The sequence below is a fragment of the Paenibacillus sp. FSL R7-0189 genome (assembly GCF_037969925.1).
Taxonomy (GTDB): Bacteria; Bacillota; Bacilli; order Paenibacillales; family Paenibacillaceae; genus Paenibacillus_AQ; species Paenibacillus_AQ odorifer.
The window spans coordinates 5,429,675-5,448,105 of record NZ_CP150223.1; the positions used below are offsets into that span (position 1 = coordinate 5,429,675).

Annotated in this window: 13 protein-coding genes; 10 read left to right on the top strand and 3 right to left on the bottom strand. The window is 43.7% G+C overall.

Going from position 1 to position 18,431, the window contains the following annotated elements:
• The first annotated feature begins 13 nt into the window (after positions 1–13).
• On the top strand, positions 14–2,767 hold the full coding sequence (locus tag MKY63_RS23750; protein WP_339809990.1) for a sugar-binding domain-containing protein: 2,754 nt from the start codon (positions 14–16) through the stop codon (positions 2,765–2,767).
• Between the two features lie 76 nt (positions 2,768–2,843).
• Here the strand turns inward: MKY63_RS23750 and MKY63_RS23755 are convergent, their stop codons facing one another.
• Positions 2,844–4,538 (bottom strand): M3 family oligoendopeptidase, encoded by a 1,695-nt coding sequence (locus MKY63_RS23755; RefSeq protein ID WP_076184489.1) that lies wholly within the window; start codon positions 4,536–4,538, stop codon positions 2,844–2,846.
• 383 nt (positions 4,539–4,921) lie between these two features.
• Between MKY63_RS23755 and MKY63_RS23760 the strand changes: the two genes are divergently transcribed.
• From MKY63_RS23760 to MKY63_RS23790, 7 genes are all read left to right on the top strand, one after another.
• The gene (locus tag MKY63_RS23760; protein ID WP_076200730.1) at positions 4,922–6,106 is read left to right on the top strand and encodes a GntR family transcriptional regulator; all 1,185 of its coding nucleotides are present in this window, start codon (positions 4,922–4,924) and stop codon (positions 6,104–6,106) included.
• Positions 6,107–6,351: 245 nt separating this feature from the next.
• A complete protein-coding gene (locus tag MKY63_RS23765) occupies positions 6,352–7,617 on the top strand; it encodes a glycoside hydrolase family 125 protein (protein ID WP_339809994.1) in 1,266 nt (421 codons plus the stop codon).
• A 44-nt stretch (positions 7,618–7,661) separates the two neighbouring features.
• The gene (locus MKY63_RS23770) at positions 7,662–8,972 is read left to right on the top strand and encodes an ABC transporter substrate-binding protein (RefSeq protein WP_339809996.1); all 1,311 of its coding nucleotides are present in this window, start codon (positions 7,662–7,664) and stop codon (positions 8,970–8,972) included.
• Between the two features lie 57 nt (positions 8,973–9,029).
• Complete coding sequence (locus MKY63_RS23775) at positions 9,030–9,917, top strand: sugar ABC transporter permease (RefSeq protein ID WP_339809999.1); 888 nt, start codon at positions 9,030–9,032, stop codon at positions 9,915–9,917.
• 33 nt (positions 9,918–9,950) lie between these two features.
• Positions 9,951–10,838, top strand: a complete 888-nt coding sequence (locus MKY63_RS23780) for a carbohydrate ABC transporter permease (protein WP_036688085.1) — start codon at positions 9,951–9,953, stop codon at positions 10,836–10,838.
• A 33-nt stretch (positions 10,839–10,871) separates the two neighbouring features.
• On the top strand, positions 10,872–11,927 hold the full coding sequence (locus tag MKY63_RS23785; protein ID WP_339810003.1) for a glycoside hydrolase family 76 protein: 1,056 nt from the start codon (positions 10,872–10,874) through the stop codon (positions 11,925–11,927).
• 12 nt (positions 11,928–11,939) lie between these two features.
• The gene (locus tag MKY63_RS23790) at positions 11,940–13,001 is read left to right on the top strand and encodes a glycoside hydrolase family 76 protein (protein WP_339810006.1); all 1,062 of its coding nucleotides are present in this window, start codon (positions 11,940–11,942) and stop codon (positions 12,999–13,001) included.
• Between the two features lie 64 nt (positions 13,002–13,065).
• On the opposite strand, the gene MKY63_RS23795 is transcribed toward MKY63_RS23790, so the two are convergent.
• A complete protein-coding gene (locus tag MKY63_RS23795) occupies positions 13,066–14,172 on the bottom strand; it encodes a glycoside hydrolase family 88 protein (RefSeq protein ID WP_339810007.1) in 1,107 nt (368 codons plus the stop codon).
• A gap of 212 nt (positions 14,173–14,384) precedes the next feature.
• On the opposite strand from MKY63_RS23795, the gene MKY63_RS23800 reads away from it, so the two are divergent.
• On the top strand, positions 14,385–15,839 hold the full coding sequence (locus tag MKY63_RS23800) for a glycosyl hydrolase family 28 protein (protein WP_339810009.1): 1,455 nt from the start codon (positions 14,385–14,387) through the stop codon (positions 15,837–15,839).
• Positions 15,840–15,846: 7 nt separating this feature from the next.
• Here MKY63_RS23800 and MKY63_RS23805 read toward each other — a convergent pair whose 3' ends face one another.
• Entirely contained in the window at positions 15,847–16,704 is an 858-nt protein-coding gene (locus tag MKY63_RS23805; protein WP_076128265.1) for an AraC family transcriptional regulator, read from the bottom strand.
• Between the two features lie 121 nt (positions 16,705–16,825).
• Between MKY63_RS23805 and MKY63_RS23810 the strand changes: the two genes are divergently transcribed.
• Complete coding sequence (locus MKY63_RS23810) at positions 16,826–18,409, top strand: glycoside hydrolase family 43 protein (protein WP_339810012.1); 1,584 nt, start codon at positions 16,826–16,828, stop codon at positions 18,407–18,409.
• Positions 18,410–18,431: the final 22 nt, after the last annotated feature.

Sequence of the window (18,431 nt, forward strand, 5' to 3'; positions counted from 1 at the left end):
CTGTGCTCGCCATATGACAACTTCTATATTAGCTTCTGAGACACTTGCGATTCCTCGTTCTGAACACCCTCATCCACATTGGCAACGTCATGAATGGATGAATTTGAATGGGCAATGGTCATTTAAGTTTGATCCGAACAATGAAGGTATGAAGGCGTTATGGTACTCCAATCCTGAAATCGCTTACGACTCAATGATCACTGTACCTTTTTCTTGGGTAAGTCCCTTATCCGGAATTGGCTGCGATCAACAAGGAATAGGCTGGTATCGCCGCACCGTGAATGGGCAGGCTGTTGACCAACAAACACGATTGTTTTTACGTTTTGGGGCAGTAGATTATTCATGTGATGTGTGGATAAATGGAGAACATGTAGGTTCACATCAAGGTGGATATGGTTCATTTGAATTTGATATTACACCTTACTGGGCAGCTAATTGTGAGAATAATATTGTCGTAAGAGCTGAGGATTTCGATCATGCTTATCAAGCGCGGGGCAAACAAGGATATGGAGAAATCCGTGGAATTTGGCAGCCTGTATGGCTTGAAGCACGTCCCGAAACTTATATGAAAGATGCAAAGTTTGTGACCCGTATAGATGGACAGGTGAAGGTAACTACAAGAATAATTGCGCATGAAACGGGTTCGGCAGAGTTTACGCTGCAATTCGCTGATCATTCTGTTGTTCATACAGAGAAGCTGCAGCTTATAGCAGGGGTGAACGAATGTAAGCTGTCTATCGATGTTCCCAATCCGCATTTGTGGAGTCCAGAAAATCCTTATTTATATGAAGGTGAATTGCAGCTTAGTGGATCGTTTGGTACAGATACAGTCAGCACTTATTTCGGAATTCGCGAAATTCAGACTGCCCGCTTTGAAGATCGTGATTATCGGTGGATCACCTTAAATGGTAAACCGATATATTTGAACGGTACTCTTGATCAGTCCTATCACAAGACAGGGTTTTTCACCTATCCAACGGATGAAGACATGCGGGATGAAATTTATCTAATGAAACGTTTAGGGCTAAACATGGTGCGAATTCATATTAAGCCCGAAGAACCCCGTAAGCTGTATTGGGCGGATAAGCTTGGCATTCTTGTTATGGAAGATATGCCTTGTTTCTGGGGTAATCCGGATGACAAGGCCAGAGCCTCCTATGAGAGAGAAGCCCTTGAGGTGATTGAACGAGATTATAATCATCCATCTATTTTTTCGTGGGTTATGTTCAACGAGACCTGGGGTTTGAAGACAGATGCTCAGGAGGCTAGCCTCACAAGTGATGTACAGCAGCAGAGTAGTTATCTTAAAGAGACACAGGAATGGGTGCGGGAGAAATATCGCTGGGCGAAGCAGCTTGATCCGACTAGAATTGTTGAGGATAACTCGCCGTGTAATTATGATCATGTGGAATCGGATATTAATACATGGCACTTTTACATTAATGGTTACGAGCAGCTGCAAGCCCACTTAAATGAGGTTGTAGATAAAACATTCCCGGGATCGGAGTTTAACTGTATTGGCGGCAACGTACAGTCTGATGCCCCTCTAATGAACAGCGAATGCGGTAATGTGTGGGGGATAGAAGGTGGTGCAGGGGACAGTGATTTGGCATGGCATTACCGCTATATGATGAATGAATTCCGGCGGCATGATAAGCTATGTGGATTCGTATTTACTGAATTCCGTGATGTTACGAATGAGTTCAATGGTTATTACCGGCTAGACGGGAGCGATAAGGATTTTGGATATGGGGATTTTGTTCCCGGGATGACGATTGCGGATCTGCATTCCCCAGATTTTATCGTGATAGATGCTCCTCCATGCCAGACAGTAGAAGCAGGGCAGAGTGTTAAAGTACCTTTGCTAGGTTCCAGCTTCGCGGACAGCTATCACGGTCATAATTTGAAGCTGAAATGGGAACTGTGGTACGACAATTTGGGGACTCGGGTCACTGCGCAAAGTGGACATATGTCTGTGAAATGGGATAACTTTGGAAACACTATACTTCCTTCTTTGAACATTACAATGCCTGGTCAGGAGGCGGCTGCAATACTTGCTGTTTCTCTGATTAATGAGAAGGGTGAAGCGATCACGCGGAATTTCATTACTTTTGATGTAAGAGGCGGTAATAACACTGTATTGTTTAAAGGTGAAGGAGAATTTATTCAAATTCCAGTGGGAGCTTATACCGATCATAACTTTAAGCATCAATGGGATGCTATCCAAGGATCTAAGATCAATGGTGCTGGGCAAGGTCAGTATGTATACGAGGTTACACTGCCAGATGCAGCAGATAAATCAATGATTGGTGAGATCGAAATCATCTTCGAAGCAAGTGCTAAACGATTGCTGGCGCGGCATGTTGAAGGTACGAAGCTTAATGATATGGGCCTTGATCTTATGCATGGGGCAGATGCGAGGGTGGAATATAATCCGAATACGTATTATATGACGGATGAAGAGCGTCATCCTTCCCGAGTGAACGTTCTGGTGGATGGGCAGCGGATTGGTTCTTTCTATTTACCGGATGATCCGGCTGATAGCAGAGGGATTTTGTCTTGGCATTATCAGCCAATAGCGAATAAGCTGGATGAGGCTGGATCTTATGGCTACCTATGCAAGGCAAGTGTACCGGGGCAGTTAGCAGCGAAGCTGGATCGCAATCGTGTTTTCCGTTTGGAGCTGCAAGCAGAGGACGGCGGGCTAGCTTTGTATGGCCGTAATGCAGGTCGTTATCCACTGGACTTGTTGATTCGTTATCGCTAAATAACCTTAATATGAAAAAAAAGCAATCCCAGCTAAGAAGCAGGGATTGCTTTTTTATCGGTACTGCAAGGTATTATTAAAGTTCTTTATCATTAATGCTGTTTAACCAGCTTTCAATCTCTCCAATGACCGAACTAATGCAGCCATCTTCAAAAGGTGAAGTCAGGCCCGCAAGTTCAACCAGCTTGATAAAGGATTTGCTTCCTCCAGCTTGACATAATTCTAAATAATCACTCCAAGCGGATTTAAAATCTTCATTTGAACGTTTCCAGAACTGGAAGGCACATAGCTGTGCTAGTGTATAGTCAATGTAATAGAACGGGGAGGCGAAGATATGGCCTTGCTTATGCCAAAATCCACCTTGTTCCAGATAAGCATTACCTTCATAATTGCGGTGCGGCAAATATTTTTTCTCGATTTCTCGCCATGCTTGCTTACGTTCAGCAGGGGTTGCTTCAGGATTGCTGTAAACAAAATGCTGGAATTCATCTACAGTAACTCCGTAAGGAATAAACTGAAGGCTATCTGCCAAATGATTGAAACGGTATTTGTCTGCATCCTCTTCAAAGAACAATTCCATCCATGGCCAAGCAAAAAACTCCATGCTCATGGAATGGATCTCACAGGCTTCATAAGTAGGAAAAGCATATTCAGGTACATTAATATTTCGGCTTTCATACACCTGGAAGGCATGCCCCACTTCATGGGTCAAGACATCAATATCCCCTGAGGTTCCATTGAAATTTGAGAAGATAAAAGGTGCTTGGTATTGGCTGAAGTAAGTACAATAGCCACCGCCTTGCTTACCTTTTTTACTTACTAAATCCACTAGATTGTTATCCAACATAAAAGTAAAAAATTCATCAGTTTCCGGAGAGAGCTCTTTGTACATCTTGGATCCGTTAGCTACAATCCAGTCAGGATCTCCTTTAGGAGTGGCATTGCCAGTCTTGAAGCTGAAGTTCTCGTCATAAAACTTCAAGGCATCCAGACCTAGGCGTTCAGTCTGCCGTTTCTTAAGCTGTTGGGAGACGGGTACGATATGCTCCAGAACTTGTTTCCGGAAGTTGGCTACCATGTCGGCGTTATAATCGGTACGCATCATCCGGTCATAACCTAGCTCAACAAAGTTGCTGTAACCAAGCTTTTTAGCAATGCGGTCACGGACTTTAACTAGCTCGTCATAGATTCGATCAAAGTCACTCTCATGTTCAGACATAAAATCATATCTGGCTTGTGAAGCACGTTTGCGCATATCGCGGTCCGTGGACAATTCAAATGGAGTAAGCTGAGTCAGTGTCCGTTCTTCGCCTTCGAATGGAATCTTGGCGGACGCGATAAGCTGAGCGTATTCTGTAGAGAGTTTGTTCTCCAATTGTAAATCTTCGATGATTTCTGGACTAAAAGTACGCAGAGCTACTTCTGCAAGCTGAAGCAGCTGCGTGCCCCATTCTTGTTCGAATTCGGCTCTGTATTTGGAATTGACGAGTGCTTTGTAGTAGTCCGTTATGTATTCCTGAACGATAGGACCAATCTCGTCCATGAATTCCTGTTCAGCCTTGTAGAATTCATCTGTTGTATTGATCGAATGGCGAACGCTAACCAATGTCTGCAGGGTGTCAAACTCATTGCGAAGCTTGTTAATAGCGGTAACGGAAGCCTTTTGCACTTCTAATGGCTCGGTGTCATTGAGATCTTTAAGCAGGTTGTTAAAATCCTGTTTGAACTTCTCTACATCCGGGCGCTCATAGCGATAATCATTAAATTTCATTAACTATTCAACTTCCTTTCTATACCAGATAGTCTCTATTATATATTCTGAACAGCAATTTACGATAGACCTGTGTTAGCTGTTTTTGAATAAAAAAAGAACAAATGGACAAAAGTGTAAAAACTTGTTAGATGAAATACGGTTTGATATTATCTAAGAATATAGTAGAAATGATATTTATAGCGATTACTTAGCCTTTATTTAACCAGCATTCACTGAATACGGGTTATCTCTGTTTATATACGAAGTTTTGTATTTTTCCACTTTACATCCTTCCTCCCTCTTTTTTTGCTGTAGCCGCACAACTGTCGACAAACTTAATATATCATGATATATTATTATGTATAAGATGAAAAAATTAGAGTCAGGAGATAACGAAAGTCATGAGTGAGACAACATCATCCAAACCGATGTATGAAAAAATATTTGATGAAGTGAAGCAGCTTATCGTTAATAAATCCTACGGACAAGGGGAACGGGTTCCCTCAGAGAAAGAACTGGCTGAAGCCTATAATGTTAGTCGGATTACGAGTAAAAAAGCTCTGGAAATGCTCGCCGCGGAACAATTAATTGTGAGAAAACCGGGGAGAGGTTCATTTGTGGCAGATCCAGCAGTCGATTACATGGAATCAGCGATATCTCCGGGGACGGTCTCCGACGGAACTGTTTTCAATTCCTTTAACCATGAGGAAAAGACGATCGGTCTGGTTATTACCGACTTTGGCAACAGCTATGGCACAGGCTTAATTTATGGCATGGAGCAGGCTTCACGTGACAATGATTGTTTTCTGGTTTTAAGAAGAACGTTTGGGGTGCCGGAGAACGAAGAGAAATCTATTCAGAAGTTGCTCAGCTTAGGTGTAGATGGTCTGATCATTTTTCCGGCTCAAGGCGAATTTTTTAATGCGGAGATTCTAAAATTGGTGATAGGACGGTTCCCGCTAGTTCTGGTAGATCGCCATTTAAAAGGAGTGGCAGCAGCATCGATCAGTACTGATAATATGCAGGCTGCACTCAAAGGTACGGAGTATTTATTTGATCTCGGGCATACTCATATCTCCTTTCTCTCTCCACCTCCAGCGGATACCACAGCTCTTGAAGAGCGGGTAGAGGGATTTATTCAAGCGCATGCGGAACGGGGAATAGCTGTAGACAAGGGATTGTGGGTCAGCGATTTGACCTCAACACTACCGGATTCCTTCAACGATGAGAATATTGAACATGACATTTCACGGTTAATTTCTCATTTGCAAAAGAATCCAACAATAACGGCGCTTTTTGCTGTGGAATATAATATTGCGCTGCTGGCTAGAACAGCGGTCCAACGACTTGGGCTACGGATTCCAGAAGATATTTCGATCATTTGCTTTGATAGTCCGCCAACTCCACTCGGTTCGGGTTATGCATTTACCCATTTACGGCAAAATGAAGAAGAGATGGGGCGGCTCGCAGTAGAAAATGTATTGCGAATTATGAACGGGCAGAGTGTGTCCAATAAGATAATGCTGGAAGCTGAGTTGATTTCTGGTGAATCCACAAGCTCCGCTAAACAATCCATCTCTGAATAGATTTTTGGCTTATTCTCCAAATTAAACATATATTAGTTGTTATAAAAACCTATCCTTTTGGATGGGTTTTTTTATTGTTTTAGATATATATTTATCATTACAGGTGTATTGATATATTATTATAATAAAATAAACATATTGACATACTAATTACATGACAATATACTAATCAATGAAAGCGCTTCAAAGTTAAAAAGAAAAAGGGGGTATTATAACTGAAAGCAACTAGAGAAATACCCGAGTCGATGCATAAACTGGCATCTAGCGTAAAAGCACAGCTGAGTGATCGCCCGAAATTAGCCGAAATGTTCGAGAAATGTATGGCTAACACCTGGAACACAACCTTAAAACGAATGCCAAACGGAAGCACTTTTGTTATTACCGGAGATATTCCAGCGATGTGGCTACGGGATTCCGCCGCACAGGTCAGACCTTTCTTAATCCTTGCCTCCGAAGATGAAGAAATTGCAGACATGATTGAGGGACTTGTACGTAGACAATTTACTTACATCCAGCTTGATCCATATGCTAACGCATTCAATGAAGAAGAAAGTGGGCATGGCCACCAAGAGGATCTGACGGAGATGAGCCCGGGAGTCTGGGAAAGGAAATATGAAATTGATTCGTTATGTTATCCAATCCAACTGAGTTATCTGCTCTGGAAGAATTCGGGCCGTACTAGTCAGTTTAATGAGTCGTTTGTAACAGGCGTAGAAAGAATCATAACATTATGGACTACCGAACAGAACCATGAGCGCGATTCAAAATATCTTTTTCAACGGATGAACTGTCCGCCCACGGATACGTTAGCTCGAGAAGGCAAAGGGACGTTGACGGCTTATACCGGAATGACTTGGTCTGGATTTCGTCCTAGTGACGATGCCTGTGAATATGGGTATTTGGTTCCAGCCAATATGTTCGCGGTGGTTGTTTTACGATATGTGTGTGAAATTGCCCGTGAGATTTTAGGTGATCAGGAGCTGGAAAAGAAAGCTAGAAAACTATCTGACCAGCTCAATAAGGGAATAAGTGAGTATGGAATTGTAGAACATCCAGAGTTTGGGGCGGTCTATGCCTATGAAGTAGATGGTCTGGGACAGGTGAATATTATGGATGATGCAAATGTACCGAGTCTTCTCTCCATCCCTTATTTGGGTTATGTGACTGCTGATGATCCTATCTATAAAAATACCCGTGAACTTATTTTAAGTAGCACTAATCCCTATTTTTTCGCAGGAAAAGCGGCTGCTGGCATTGGAAGTCCGCATACGCCAAATCGGTACATCTGGCCCATAGCTTTAGCGATGCAGGGAATGACATCTACCCGCTTTGAGGAACAGGAAGCCTTACTTCAGCTGCTGGAGAAGACGGATGCTGGAACTGGATTTATGCATGAAGGGTTTCATGTGGATAATCCTGATGAATTTACACGTCCATGGTTCTCTTGGGCAAACATGATGTTCTGTGAGCTTGTACTCATGCGCTGTGGTAGGCAAATTAAGCGCGGTTGAGACCAACAAGGTTTTTATAATCGACTCTAAAGGGGATAGAGAACATGAAAAAATGGCTGGTTACCTCAATTGTTTTGGTAATGACTACTGCACTAGCTGCGGGCTGCGGTGGTAATAACGGATCTGCGGACAAAGAGACCGGAAACACAAGCAAAGCTGGGAGCAGTACCGGGAAAAAGACAGAGCTTACCTTCTGGGGAGATTGGGGCGGTGAGGGGCAGAAGCAATTCGAGACCATGGTGGATGCTTTTAATAAATCGCAGGATAAAATTCACGTAAAATATGTGCTGCAACAGGATATGATCACGAAATTCCTAACTTCTGCGACCAATGGCGGCACTCCTGATGTACTGTTTTGGGACCGTTGGAGAACTTCGCTGTATGCCCCGAAAAATGTACTGCATCCGGTGGATGAATACTTAACGCGTGACGGAATTTCCGAAGATGATTTCTACAGTGAATCCCTACGGGAGCTTTCATACGATGACAAATTATATGGGCTGCCGCTTACAGTAGATGCACGTGCTCTTTTCTATAATAAGAAGCTGCTCGCAGAGGCAGGACTTCAGCCTCCAACAACTTGGGATGAGCTAGAGGCAGCGGCTACGAAGCTAACGAAATGGAATGGCAATAAACTGGAGACTGCAGGTTTTTCCATGGGAGATTTGGGACTTTTTAATATGTATCTCCAACAGGCTGGCGGCACCATGCTTACAGAGGATGGAAAGACCAATTTTAATAATGAGCAGGGCAAGCAAGTGCTTGAGTTCTGGGATCGCCTAATGAATAAGGACAAAGTGTATAAAGTAGGGTTCGAACTTGGACTTGGTGAAGGGCAAGATGCTTTTGTCACAGGTAAAGTGGCTATGCTGTATTCCGGTCCGTGGATGCTCAGCACCTATAACAAATATGGTAAAGATCTGGATTATGGAATCGTTCCTCCTCCGGCCGGACCAAATGGTGATAAAGGCAGTGTCATGGGGGGATTTGGTCTAGTGATTCCAGAAGGCTCCAAACATAAAGAAGAGGCATGGGAGTTCATCAAATGGTGGACAGCGAACAAGGATAACGCGTTGCTCTGGGCAAAGACGAGTCTAAACCTGCCGGGTTATAAGCCATCGATGGAAGATCCATTTTTCAAGGATGATCCAAAGTGGCAGCCGTTTCTGGAAACGTTGGAGTTCGCCAAGGTTCGTCCGAACCACCCTGGATATTCCGTAATGGAGACTGATGCTTTGGCCCCTAATTTGCAGCTTAACCAGCAAAACAAGATGAGCATTGATGAGACCTTGAAGAAATCGCAAGTAGAGGGCGACAAAATGCTGAAGGATAATGAAGTAGTAAGTAATAAGTAAGACATTTGAAGTGAAGGGAGGTTTCGCCTCCCTTTTGCTTAGGAGGGGGTAGCTGAAATGGCTTCCATCAGAAAGCTAGAGAAACATCAGGCGCGGACGGCTTATCTGTTTATTACACCCACGGTATTGCTGTTTACAGTTTTCACGGTCATCCCCGTGGTAATGGCGCTATATTTAAGCTTTACCAACTACGATGTACTTAGTAGAAACGATTGGATCGGTTTTGATAACTATCGCCGTTTGATAGAGGACAGTTTGTTATGGAAAACATTCCGAAATGTATTTCTGTATTCCATCATTTTCGTTCCATTTAATATTCTGATTTCGCTTCTCCTCGGGATTCTACTTAGTCGATCCTGGCGTGGGGTAAAGTTGTTCCGCACACTGAATTATCTGCCTACCCTTACATCCGCTGTTGCTGCAGCTACGGTATGGATCTGGCTTTTGCATCCTGAATTTGGTTTGGTTAACGGATTGTTGTCTTATGTTGGGATTACAGGTCCGGCTTGGTTATCCGAGACACGAACGGCGATGTTGTCCATTATTATGCTTACCCTCTGGCAGTCGGTAGGTTCTAATATGATTATCTACTTGGCAGGTCTGCAAGGCGTGCCTGACTATTTGTACGAATCTGCACGGCTGGACGGTGCTAATAAGCTGGCTTGTTTCCGGTTTATTACTTGGCCGCAGCTGCGACCAACAACCTTTCTTGTCAGTACGATGTCAATCATTGGTGCGTTGCAGTTGTTCGACCAAGCTTTTGTGCTGACGCAGGGTGGTCCGGCGAATATGACAAAGACCCCGGTTTATCTGATCTATCAGCAGGGCTTTAATCAATTGCAAATGGGGTATGCGTCTGCACAAGCATTTGTGCTTGCTGTGGCGATTCTCATATTCTCACTTATAAACATGCGGATCACAAAGGCGGACGAGTCCATTGTATAAGCCGGGCTTGCCATGCAGAAGGGGGATAGAGGTATGGATACTAGCGGAAGTTCGTTATTAAAAAGAAGCTTAAGTAAATCTATCTATTATATAGTGTGCATTGTTATTGCCATCGTAATGTTTCTGCCTTTTTATTGGAGTGTTCTTACATCCTTGAAGCCTGACGAAGAGATATTCGCCATGCCCATCCGGTGGTTTCCTTCACATTTGACCTTAGAACACTATCGTAAGGCATTTACTACGGTTCCGTTTGCGCTCTATTTCTGGAATTCGCTTGTACTTGCAGTAGCGGGTGTACTGGCGAATCTGTTCTTTGGTTCCATCAGTGGATACGCGTTTGCAAAGTTGAATTTTAAGCTCAATAAGCCAATATTCCGCGTGCTGCTTGCGGCGATGATGATACCAGGCATTGTGACGATGATCCCCACGGTTTATGTTATGCGCCATATTCCTCTTTTTGGAGGCAATGATATTTTTGGTAGCGGGGGTAACGGGCTGATGAACTCATTCTGGGGGATTATTCTTCCGGGCGCTTCAGGAACCTTTGCTGTGTTCTTTATGCGGCAATTCTTTCTCACCTTACCTAGTGACATGATGGAAATGGCCCGGATCGAAGGCTGTGGAGAGTTTAAAATATTTTGGCGGATTTATTTGCCGTTGACTAAACCAGCGCTGGCTACATTAAGTATCTTTACCTTCCAAGCGGGCTGGAACAGTTTCTTATGGCCAATGATTGTGCTGAATGATCCCAACAAAGCAACGATTCAAATGGGACTTCAAGCTTTTTCTTATAATTTTCAAACAGACTACGGTCCAATGATGGCTGGTGCGCTAGTAGCAATCTTGCCGATATTGGTGTTGTTTTTAGCGCTTCAGCGTTATTTTGTACAGGGGATAGCCTTCAGTGGTATTAAGGGTTAATGCAATAAAAATCGAACCAGGGAGAGAGTCTATATGAACCAATTGGAGATAGGGATTTGGGAGGAACGGGCGAATCAAGCACAAGCTGCATTGGATTTATTATTCTGGAATGAAGCGATCAAAATGTACAATATAGAAACACCTTGTCCAAATGGAGACTGCAACACGATTTTTCATTATTGGTGGATGGCCCATGCTGTGGATGTATTGGTAGATGGACTACAGCGGACTAGAGAGAACTGGTATGCCGAAAGGCTTTCCGAACTTCATGAAGGTCTGCTTCAGCGAAATGGTGGTGTGTGGCCAAATGAGTTGTATGATGATATGGAATGGATGGCTCTCGCGTGGCTTCGTGCTTATCAAGCAACAGGAGTGGAAGGTTATAAAGATACAGCCCTTCTTTTATGGAATGACATTCAGACAGGCTGGAACGAGCATATGGGCGGTGGGATTGCTTGGCAGAAATCACAGTTGGATTATAAAAATACACCAGCCAACGCACCGGCAGCTATACTTGCGGCACGCTTGTATCAAGCTTTTGGTGAAGCCAGCAATCTTGAATGGGCGTTAAAAATATACAGATGGCAAAAAGAGCATCTAGTAGATCCGGCAACGGGTTTTGTATGGGATGGCATGAATCGCACTGGTGATGGAAAGATCGATAAAGATTGGAAATACTCCTACAACCAAGGTGTTTTCATTGGCGCAGCAGTTGAACTGTACCGTATCACTAAAGAGCAGGAATATTTAGAGGATGCTCGTCTGACCTTTGCCGCCGCAGCCCATGAACTTGCTGACTCTCAGGGAGGTGTGCTGCCAGATGAAGGAAATGGTGATGCGGGACTGTTTAAAGGAATCCTGATTCGCTATACAGCTGAATGGGTCAAAGCTGATTCCGCAGCAGTTAAAGCTGTAGATTTCCTGCGAGCGAATGCAGAATGTCTCTGGGAACAAGGAAAGTCAGAGGATAAAGTGTTGTTTGGCACAGATTGGACTTCGACTTCCGCTGGTGTGATTCAGCTCAGCTCCCAGCTTAGTGCGATCAAGCTGCTGGAGAAGATGGCTGAATTAACTAAAGAACAGGGTTGAGGTGAGTTCTTAATGACACAAGCAAAGGAAGCCATAGAAGCAGTCAGTTGGCAGGAAAAGTCCGAGTGGTTCCAACAATGTCTACTACGTAATTATTATAATGCTGAGACGGGGATCATGAACCAATGGTATCCCAGAGCGTACAACGTTGCGGGGGAAAACTTTTATTATTGGTGGCAGGCTCATGTCATTGATATTTTAGTAGATGGTTATGAGCGTAGTGGAGATCCTGTGTATTCCTTGAGATTTAAGGAGATAAGTCAGAGTCTGCAAGCTTATAACGGGGGGACTTTCAAGCATAATTACTATGATGATATGGAATGGACAGCATTGGCGTTGCTGCGTGCTTATCGGGTAACAGGACATGAAGCCTATTTAAATGCTGTGCTTGATCTATGGGAGGATATTAAGACGGCTTGGAATGAACAGTTGGGTGGAGGTCTGGCGTGGAAGAAGGATCAGCTAGATTATAAAAACACACCTGCCAATGCACCTGCCGTCATCCTTGCAGCCCGGTTATATGAACTTTTTCATAAGCAAGAGGATCTGGAGTGGGCGCTCCGTATCTATGAATGGAACAAGACATATTTGATGGATTCTACGACTGGTTTTGTGTGGGATGGGATGAATAGACTCGGGGATGGCCAGATCGATTACGATTGGGAGTTTACTTACTGTCAGGGGGTGTTTCTAGGCGCTGGCCTAGAGCTTTACAAGAATACGGGTGATGTTCATTACTTAGAAGATGCGAATCGAACGGCTAATACATGTATTGATCGGTTATGCGATCCAATTAATCTGATGTTGCCTGATGAAGGCATTGATGATACTGGATTGTTCAAGGGCATTCTGATTCGTTATTTGGTTCAGCTCTGTAAAATATCTCCTGTAAATATCCGTATTCGCGAGGTTATATTGGCCAATGCAATGCAGTTGTGGGAAAAAGGTCTGGATAAACAACTGGGTCTATGCAGTTCATCCTGGGAAGTGAAACCGGAGCTTCCGGTTCAGCTGAGTATTCAACTCAGCGGCTTGATGCTGCTGGAGGGTGCTGCGGCACTGGTGAACGAATAGCCTGAAATATATAAAGACACCTCAAGAGAGGTGTCTTTTTGTTGTTTAAATTAACTATCTGCAATTAAAATATCCGATGTTTCCAGCCATTTAATTTAGCGATAGCCTCAATATAATAGTAGTCTCCATAGATCAGGGATACATCAATGAAGGAATTGCCACTGCCAGTTCCGTGCAATAAAATCGCTTCATGCTCCGGCAGCTCCCAGGTTGCGTAATTTTCCGTCAGTGAGCGCAGAATTCGCTCCGCTGCATTTGCATATAGACTTTTTTCGCCTAAGGGTACGATATCTGCAAGCTCTAATAATCCTGAAGCGGCTATAGAGGCTGCGGAGCTATCTCGGAACATCCGGGTATCATCCTCTAGGCGGAAATCCCAATAAGGGACTTGATCCTCAGGCAAAGCAGAGATGAAATAATGTGCGATCCGCTTAGCAGTGTTCAGGAAACGTTCATCATCAGTGTGGCGATAAGTATTGATAAAGCCGTACAATCCCCAAGCTGTTCCTCGGCTCCAAGAGGATTCAGCCGAGTAGCCTTGACCGCCAAAATTCTCAAGATAAGCACCTGTCTCTGCGTCAAAAGAAATAATATGTTTGGTGGATCCATCCTCACGTATGCCATATTGCATTGTCGTTTCGGCGTGGCTAATTGCAATATGCTTATAGCGGGGATCACCTGTCACTTTGCTGGCCCAAAACAGCAGGGAGATATTTAACATACAGTCGATAATTACCCAGCCGTATTTATCTTCATTCCATGCGCGGATGAATTTGCCTACAGGATTATAGCGGGCAGCGAGGAAGTTCGCCGCTTCAATTCCTCTGCGCAGGGCATCTTCGTCACCTGTAATTGTATGTTTGATTACAGCGGTCGGAAGGAATTGGAAACCCACATCGTGATGCATCTCAACCGTTGGTTTAATAAACCATTCCTCCAAGGTACCGTCCCAATGCCAAGCGGCCTCCTTGTAAAGGTCTTTTCCGGTCATATCATGCATGATCCAGAGGAGTCCGGGCCAGAACCCAGTGGTCCACCAGTCTGAACCGATATCATCAAATTTGCCATCTTTTCCGGCGAAATGCGGGCACTTATCACCGATTTGCTTTATCATACATTCTACTTTTGTATCGAGTCTACCCATGATCTCCTGCCAATAAAGGTTTTTCATTATTACTGCCTCCAGTGTAATTAGGATGTTATGAGTATAGCTTTCTAAAGCTCAGGAAAGTTGTGTTTTGATATAAGGAAATGTTTGATTATTGTCATGTTGAAGTTGGCTTATAATCTAAAACTGACAAAATACAAACATTTCTGCATAACACATTAAAACTTTATCGGTGTTGGAAGCGATACAATCGAAATGAACAGGAGGATGGTAAAGTGGATGATTTACAAGTATATAAAGCACCTAAAGATATCCCGGGACGTGAGGATTATAAGGTCAGAGTACGGCAGCCTGAAGGAGAATGGCATAGCTTGTTTATTTACGAGGTTATGGTAGATATGCATGAGGTACGTCCTGCATCCATGGCTTATTTTGATCTGGAAGGTACAGTAGAAGTTGAAGTCACCTGTCTTTATACGGAGATTGATTGTGTGAACATTGCTCCGGCTTCGCGAGGGATCTCTTACGAATATCATGGAAATACCATTTTGTTTAAGCTAACAAGTCCGCAAAAGTTATCGATTGAGATCAACGGTGATATTTTTCGAAATCTGCATTTATTTGCTAACCCTAAGGAGAAGGATGCCCCTCAACCAGAGGATGCTAATGTCCTAGTAGTCCAACCGGGTATACACCGGAAACCTGATCTTTTACGGCTGCTGGATAATGCCGCTGCTGATCCTCGTGAAAAAAGGAAGGTGCTTTATTTCGCTCCAGGCACACATTATATAGAAGAAACAGTATTGCCGGTCCCTTCGGAAACCACGGTGTATCTTGCGGGAGGTTCAGTGCTTGTAGGTTCCTTGGTATGCGAGGGAGTTCATGATGTATCCATTCGTGGTCGCGGTATAATTTATCTTGCGGATTTTCATCGATTCTCGGCCTTTCGAGGGATACGAATTGTTTTTTCACGATCTATAAATGTGGAAGGTATTACCGTGATTGATCCGCCACATTACAGCATTTTCATCGGGCAGTCTGAGCAGATTGTGATTGATAATTTCAAATCGTTTAGCACTCGGGGGTGGTCTGATGGCATTGATATTATGTCTAGTTCCGAGGTTAGGATCCAGGATGTTTTTATGCGTAATTCGGATGATTGTATTGCTATTTACGGCTCGAGATGGGATTTTTATGGGGATACCCGTAATATTAGCGTTCGTGATTCCATTCTGTGGGCGGATGTCGCTCATCCATTGATGATTGGTACACATGGGGACCATGAACAGAACGGAGACACCATCGAGTCTATTGTTTTTGCAAATATTGATATCTTGAATCATCACGAACCGCAAGAGAACTATTGGGGGGCACTGGCGATTAATGCCGGGGATCGAAATAGGGTATGTAATGTTCTATATGAAAATATACGTGTGGAGCGTATTGAGCAGGGGCAGCTAATTGATATGCGGGTGGTCTATAACAAGGACTACAATCCAGAGCCGGGGACAAGCATCCGGAACATTACATTTCGCGACATCAGCTATAGCGGGACGGCCAACCCTTCACGAATTTATGGATATGACGAAGAGAGAGCTGTTGAAAATGTGACCTTTGTCAATTTAAGGATCAATGGTGAACTGGTGGACGCCCCCCGCCCAGAGCTGATAGATATTAATCATTTTGCTAAAAATATACTCTTCGTTACTGAAAAAAATACGGTTGTGTAGATTAGATTTAATTACTTTTTCTATATTTTAATGGCGTCGTCCCTAGGACTCTTTTGAACAGTTGATTGAAATATGAGGCATTTGGAAAACCAACAGTGATTCCGATTTGCTCCACAGGCAGGTCTGTCGTTCCTAACAAGCGGCAGGCCTGTTTGATCCGGCGGGCAGTCAGATAATCAACAAGCCTTCCTCCGGTTTCCTGATGAAAGATTCTGGAGATATAGGATTTGGACAAGTGAATCTCCTCAGCTAACTGATCCAGATTAACCTCCTCATGATAATGCTCTTCGATAAAACTCATGATTTTCTCAGAATAGCGCAAGGTTCGCCGTTCTCCTGATTGGAATACATGCTGATCTTCAGTTCCTATATTGCTCAATAATTGAAGAATTAACAGTGAAATGTCTTCGGTATCCTCAGTCAGACTGACTTTTTTATTGTGATTATATTGCTCCAGAATCCACTCCACAGACTCAACGTGATCCTTAAGATCAAAGGCACAATGTGTATTTTTCCCTTGCCAAAGCGCTGTGAATAAAGCCTTCCTTTTCGCAAAACCCTCCAGCAGGTGTTCAGCAACATGTGGATCAATGTAGAAGATAGTTCGTTCAAAAGGACATTCGGGAGAAACCTCAGAATAGATCCGGTGCAGCTGATAGGGCTGGAAAAAGAATAACATTCCCCTGCGGATATCGTACATCTGCTGATTCACAACAACGTTTCCCTGTCCGCCATACACGAACATGACTTCACAGCATTGATGCCAGTGATAATAACCTTTGTAATAGTCGTCGGTATATATTTTATAATCCCAAATCAAGGTCTTATGTTCTTCAAAAACAACAGGTTCGAACAGCTGCTTCATAGGCCCTCCAAGATGACAAAATACAAACATTTTCTTATATCTCATTATAACTTTAATCGTTATGAAAGCGATACAATAAATACGTTAAACTATGAAAAATCCGGTAGTGGAGGGTAACATTATGACGCAAAAAATTGTTAATCCGGTGTTGGCGGGTTTTCATCCAGATCCGTCTTTTATTAGAGTAGGGGATGATTATTATATCGCAACCTCTACTTTTGAATGGTTTCCCGGTGTAGAAATCCATCATTCCAAGGATCTAGTTCATTGGCATTCCATTTCACGTGTGCTGACAGAAGCCTCACAAGTAGATCTGCGTGGTAACGTAAGCTCTGGTTCCATTTGGGCACCAGCGCTTTCTTATGATCAAGGCGTATTTTATCTGCTATTTACAGATGTGAAATCTCGCAAAAGTGTATATAAAGATCTGCATAATTATTTAATTACAGCGACGGATATCATGGGCCCGTGGAGTGAGCCGGTTAGACTTAATGGCAGCGGATTTGATCCATTTTTGTTCCATGATCTGGAAGGGACCAAATGGCTGCTTAATATGCGTTGGGATTTCCGTAAAAATCACAATAACTTCTCTGGCATCATTATGCAGCAATATGACCCGGAGACTGGCAAATTAACGGGACCTATCCATGAAATTTATAAAGGGACACCTATCGGAGTGACCGAAGGTCCGCAATTGTACCAGAAGGATGGGTACTATTATTTGCTGACAGCAGAAGGGGGCACCGGCATCAACCATATGGTCACCTTAGCTAGAAGCCGAAGCCTCACAGGTCCTTATGAGACTGATCCGGATTTCCCGATTATGACCACGGCACATGATCTGACCTACCCGTTTCAGCAAGCAGGGCACGGATCGCTCGTAGAGACTCAGAATGGGGACTGGTACATGGCGCATTTATGCACACGTCCGATTCCGAGAACGTCAACGATGAATCCGTTAGGCCGGGAAACTGCTATTCAACGCTGTGAATGGACAGAGGATGGCTGGTTGCGATTGGCCCACGGAGGGAAGCTGCCTGCATTGGAGACCATGGCTCCTGACCTGCCGATATTCACTTTTGAGGAGCTGCCAAACAGAGATGAATTTGATGGAGAGGTTCTTGGATTTCCATACCAAAGCTTGCGTGTGCCTTTTGATGAATCTTGGGTTAGCTTGAAGGAACGTCCGGGTTTTCTTCGTCTGCGCGGCAGAGAGTCATTAGCTTCACTGCATGATCAGAGTTTAATTGCCCGACCGATTCAACATTTTGAATGCTCAGCTACAACCTGTCTGGAATTCGAGCCGGATAGCTTCCTGCAAATGGCTGGGTTAGTCCTCTATTATGATGACAGTGATTACTATTATTTGCGTGTTACCGCAGATGAGATTCGTGGAACTAGTTTGGGAGTTGTGCTGTGTAGAGGTGGCAAATACGATGAGATTTCCTCTATGCAGCTATCTGTGAAAGATTGGGATCGTTATTACCTGAAGGCGGATATTCATGGACGTGATCTGTTGTTTTATGCTTCATCAGACGGGGTGAATTGGACAGCTGTCTGTACTCCCTTAGATTTTGGTACGCTTTCGGATGAATATGGCGGCAAGCTTGGCTTTACCGGTTCCTATGTCGGGGTATGTGCTCAGGATTTGGATCAGCAAGCGAAGCCGGCTTATTTTGACTATTTTGAATATAAAGCTTTATAGGGGTTTGGAAAAACCATAACAT

What these genes read in the sequence shown, in the direction of transcription:
- MKY63_RS23760 (WP_076200730.1), top strand. Translation starts at nt 4,922, where the DNA reads ATGAGTGAGACAACATCATCCAAACCGATGTATGAAAAAATATTTGAT.
- MKY63_RS23785 (WP_339810003.1), top strand. Translation starts at nt 10,872, where the DNA reads ATGAACCAATTGGAGATAGGGATTTGGGAGGAACGGGCGAATCAAGCA.
- MKY63_RS23775 (WP_339809999.1), top strand. Translation starts at nt 9,030, where the DNA reads ATGGCTTCCATCAGAAAGCTAGAGAAACATCAGGCGCGGACGGCTTAT.
- MKY63_RS23755 (WP_076184489.1), bottom strand. Translation starts at nt 4,538, where the DNA reads ATGAAATTTAATGATTATCGCTATGAGCGCCCGGATGTAGAGAAGTTC.
- MKY63_RS23770 (WP_339809996.1), top strand. Translation starts at nt 7,662, where the DNA reads ATGAAAAAATGGCTGGTTACCTCAATTGTTTTGGTAATGACTACTGCA.
- MKY63_RS23810 (WP_339810012.1), top strand. Translation starts at nt 16,826, where the DNA reads ATGACGCAAAAAATTGTTAATCCGGTGTTGGCGGGTTTTCATCCAGAT.
- MKY63_RS23790 (WP_339810006.1), top strand. Translation starts at nt 11,940, where the DNA reads ATGACACAAGCAAAGGAAGCCATAGAAGCAGTCAGTTGGCAGGAAAAG.
- MKY63_RS23765 (WP_339809994.1), top strand. Translation starts at nt 6,352, where the DNA reads ATGCATAAACTGGCATCTAGCGTAAAAGCACAGCTGAGTGATCGCCCG.
- MKY63_RS23780 (WP_036688085.1), top strand. Translation starts at nt 9,951, where the DNA reads ATGGATACTAGCGGAAGTTCGTTATTAAAAAGAAGCTTAAGTAAATCT.
- MKY63_RS23805 (WP_076128265.1), bottom strand. Translation starts at nt 16,704, where the DNA reads ATGAAGCAGCTGTTCGAACCTGTTGTTTTTGAAGAACATAAGACCTTG.
- MKY63_RS23750 (WP_339809990.1), top strand. Translation starts at nt 14, where the DNA reads ATGACAACTTCTATATTAGCTTCTGAGACACTTGCGATTCCTCGTTCT.
- MKY63_RS23795 (WP_339810007.1), bottom strand. Translation starts at nt 14,172, where the DNA reads ATGAAAAACCTTTATTGGCAGGAGATCATGGGTAGACTCGATACAAAA.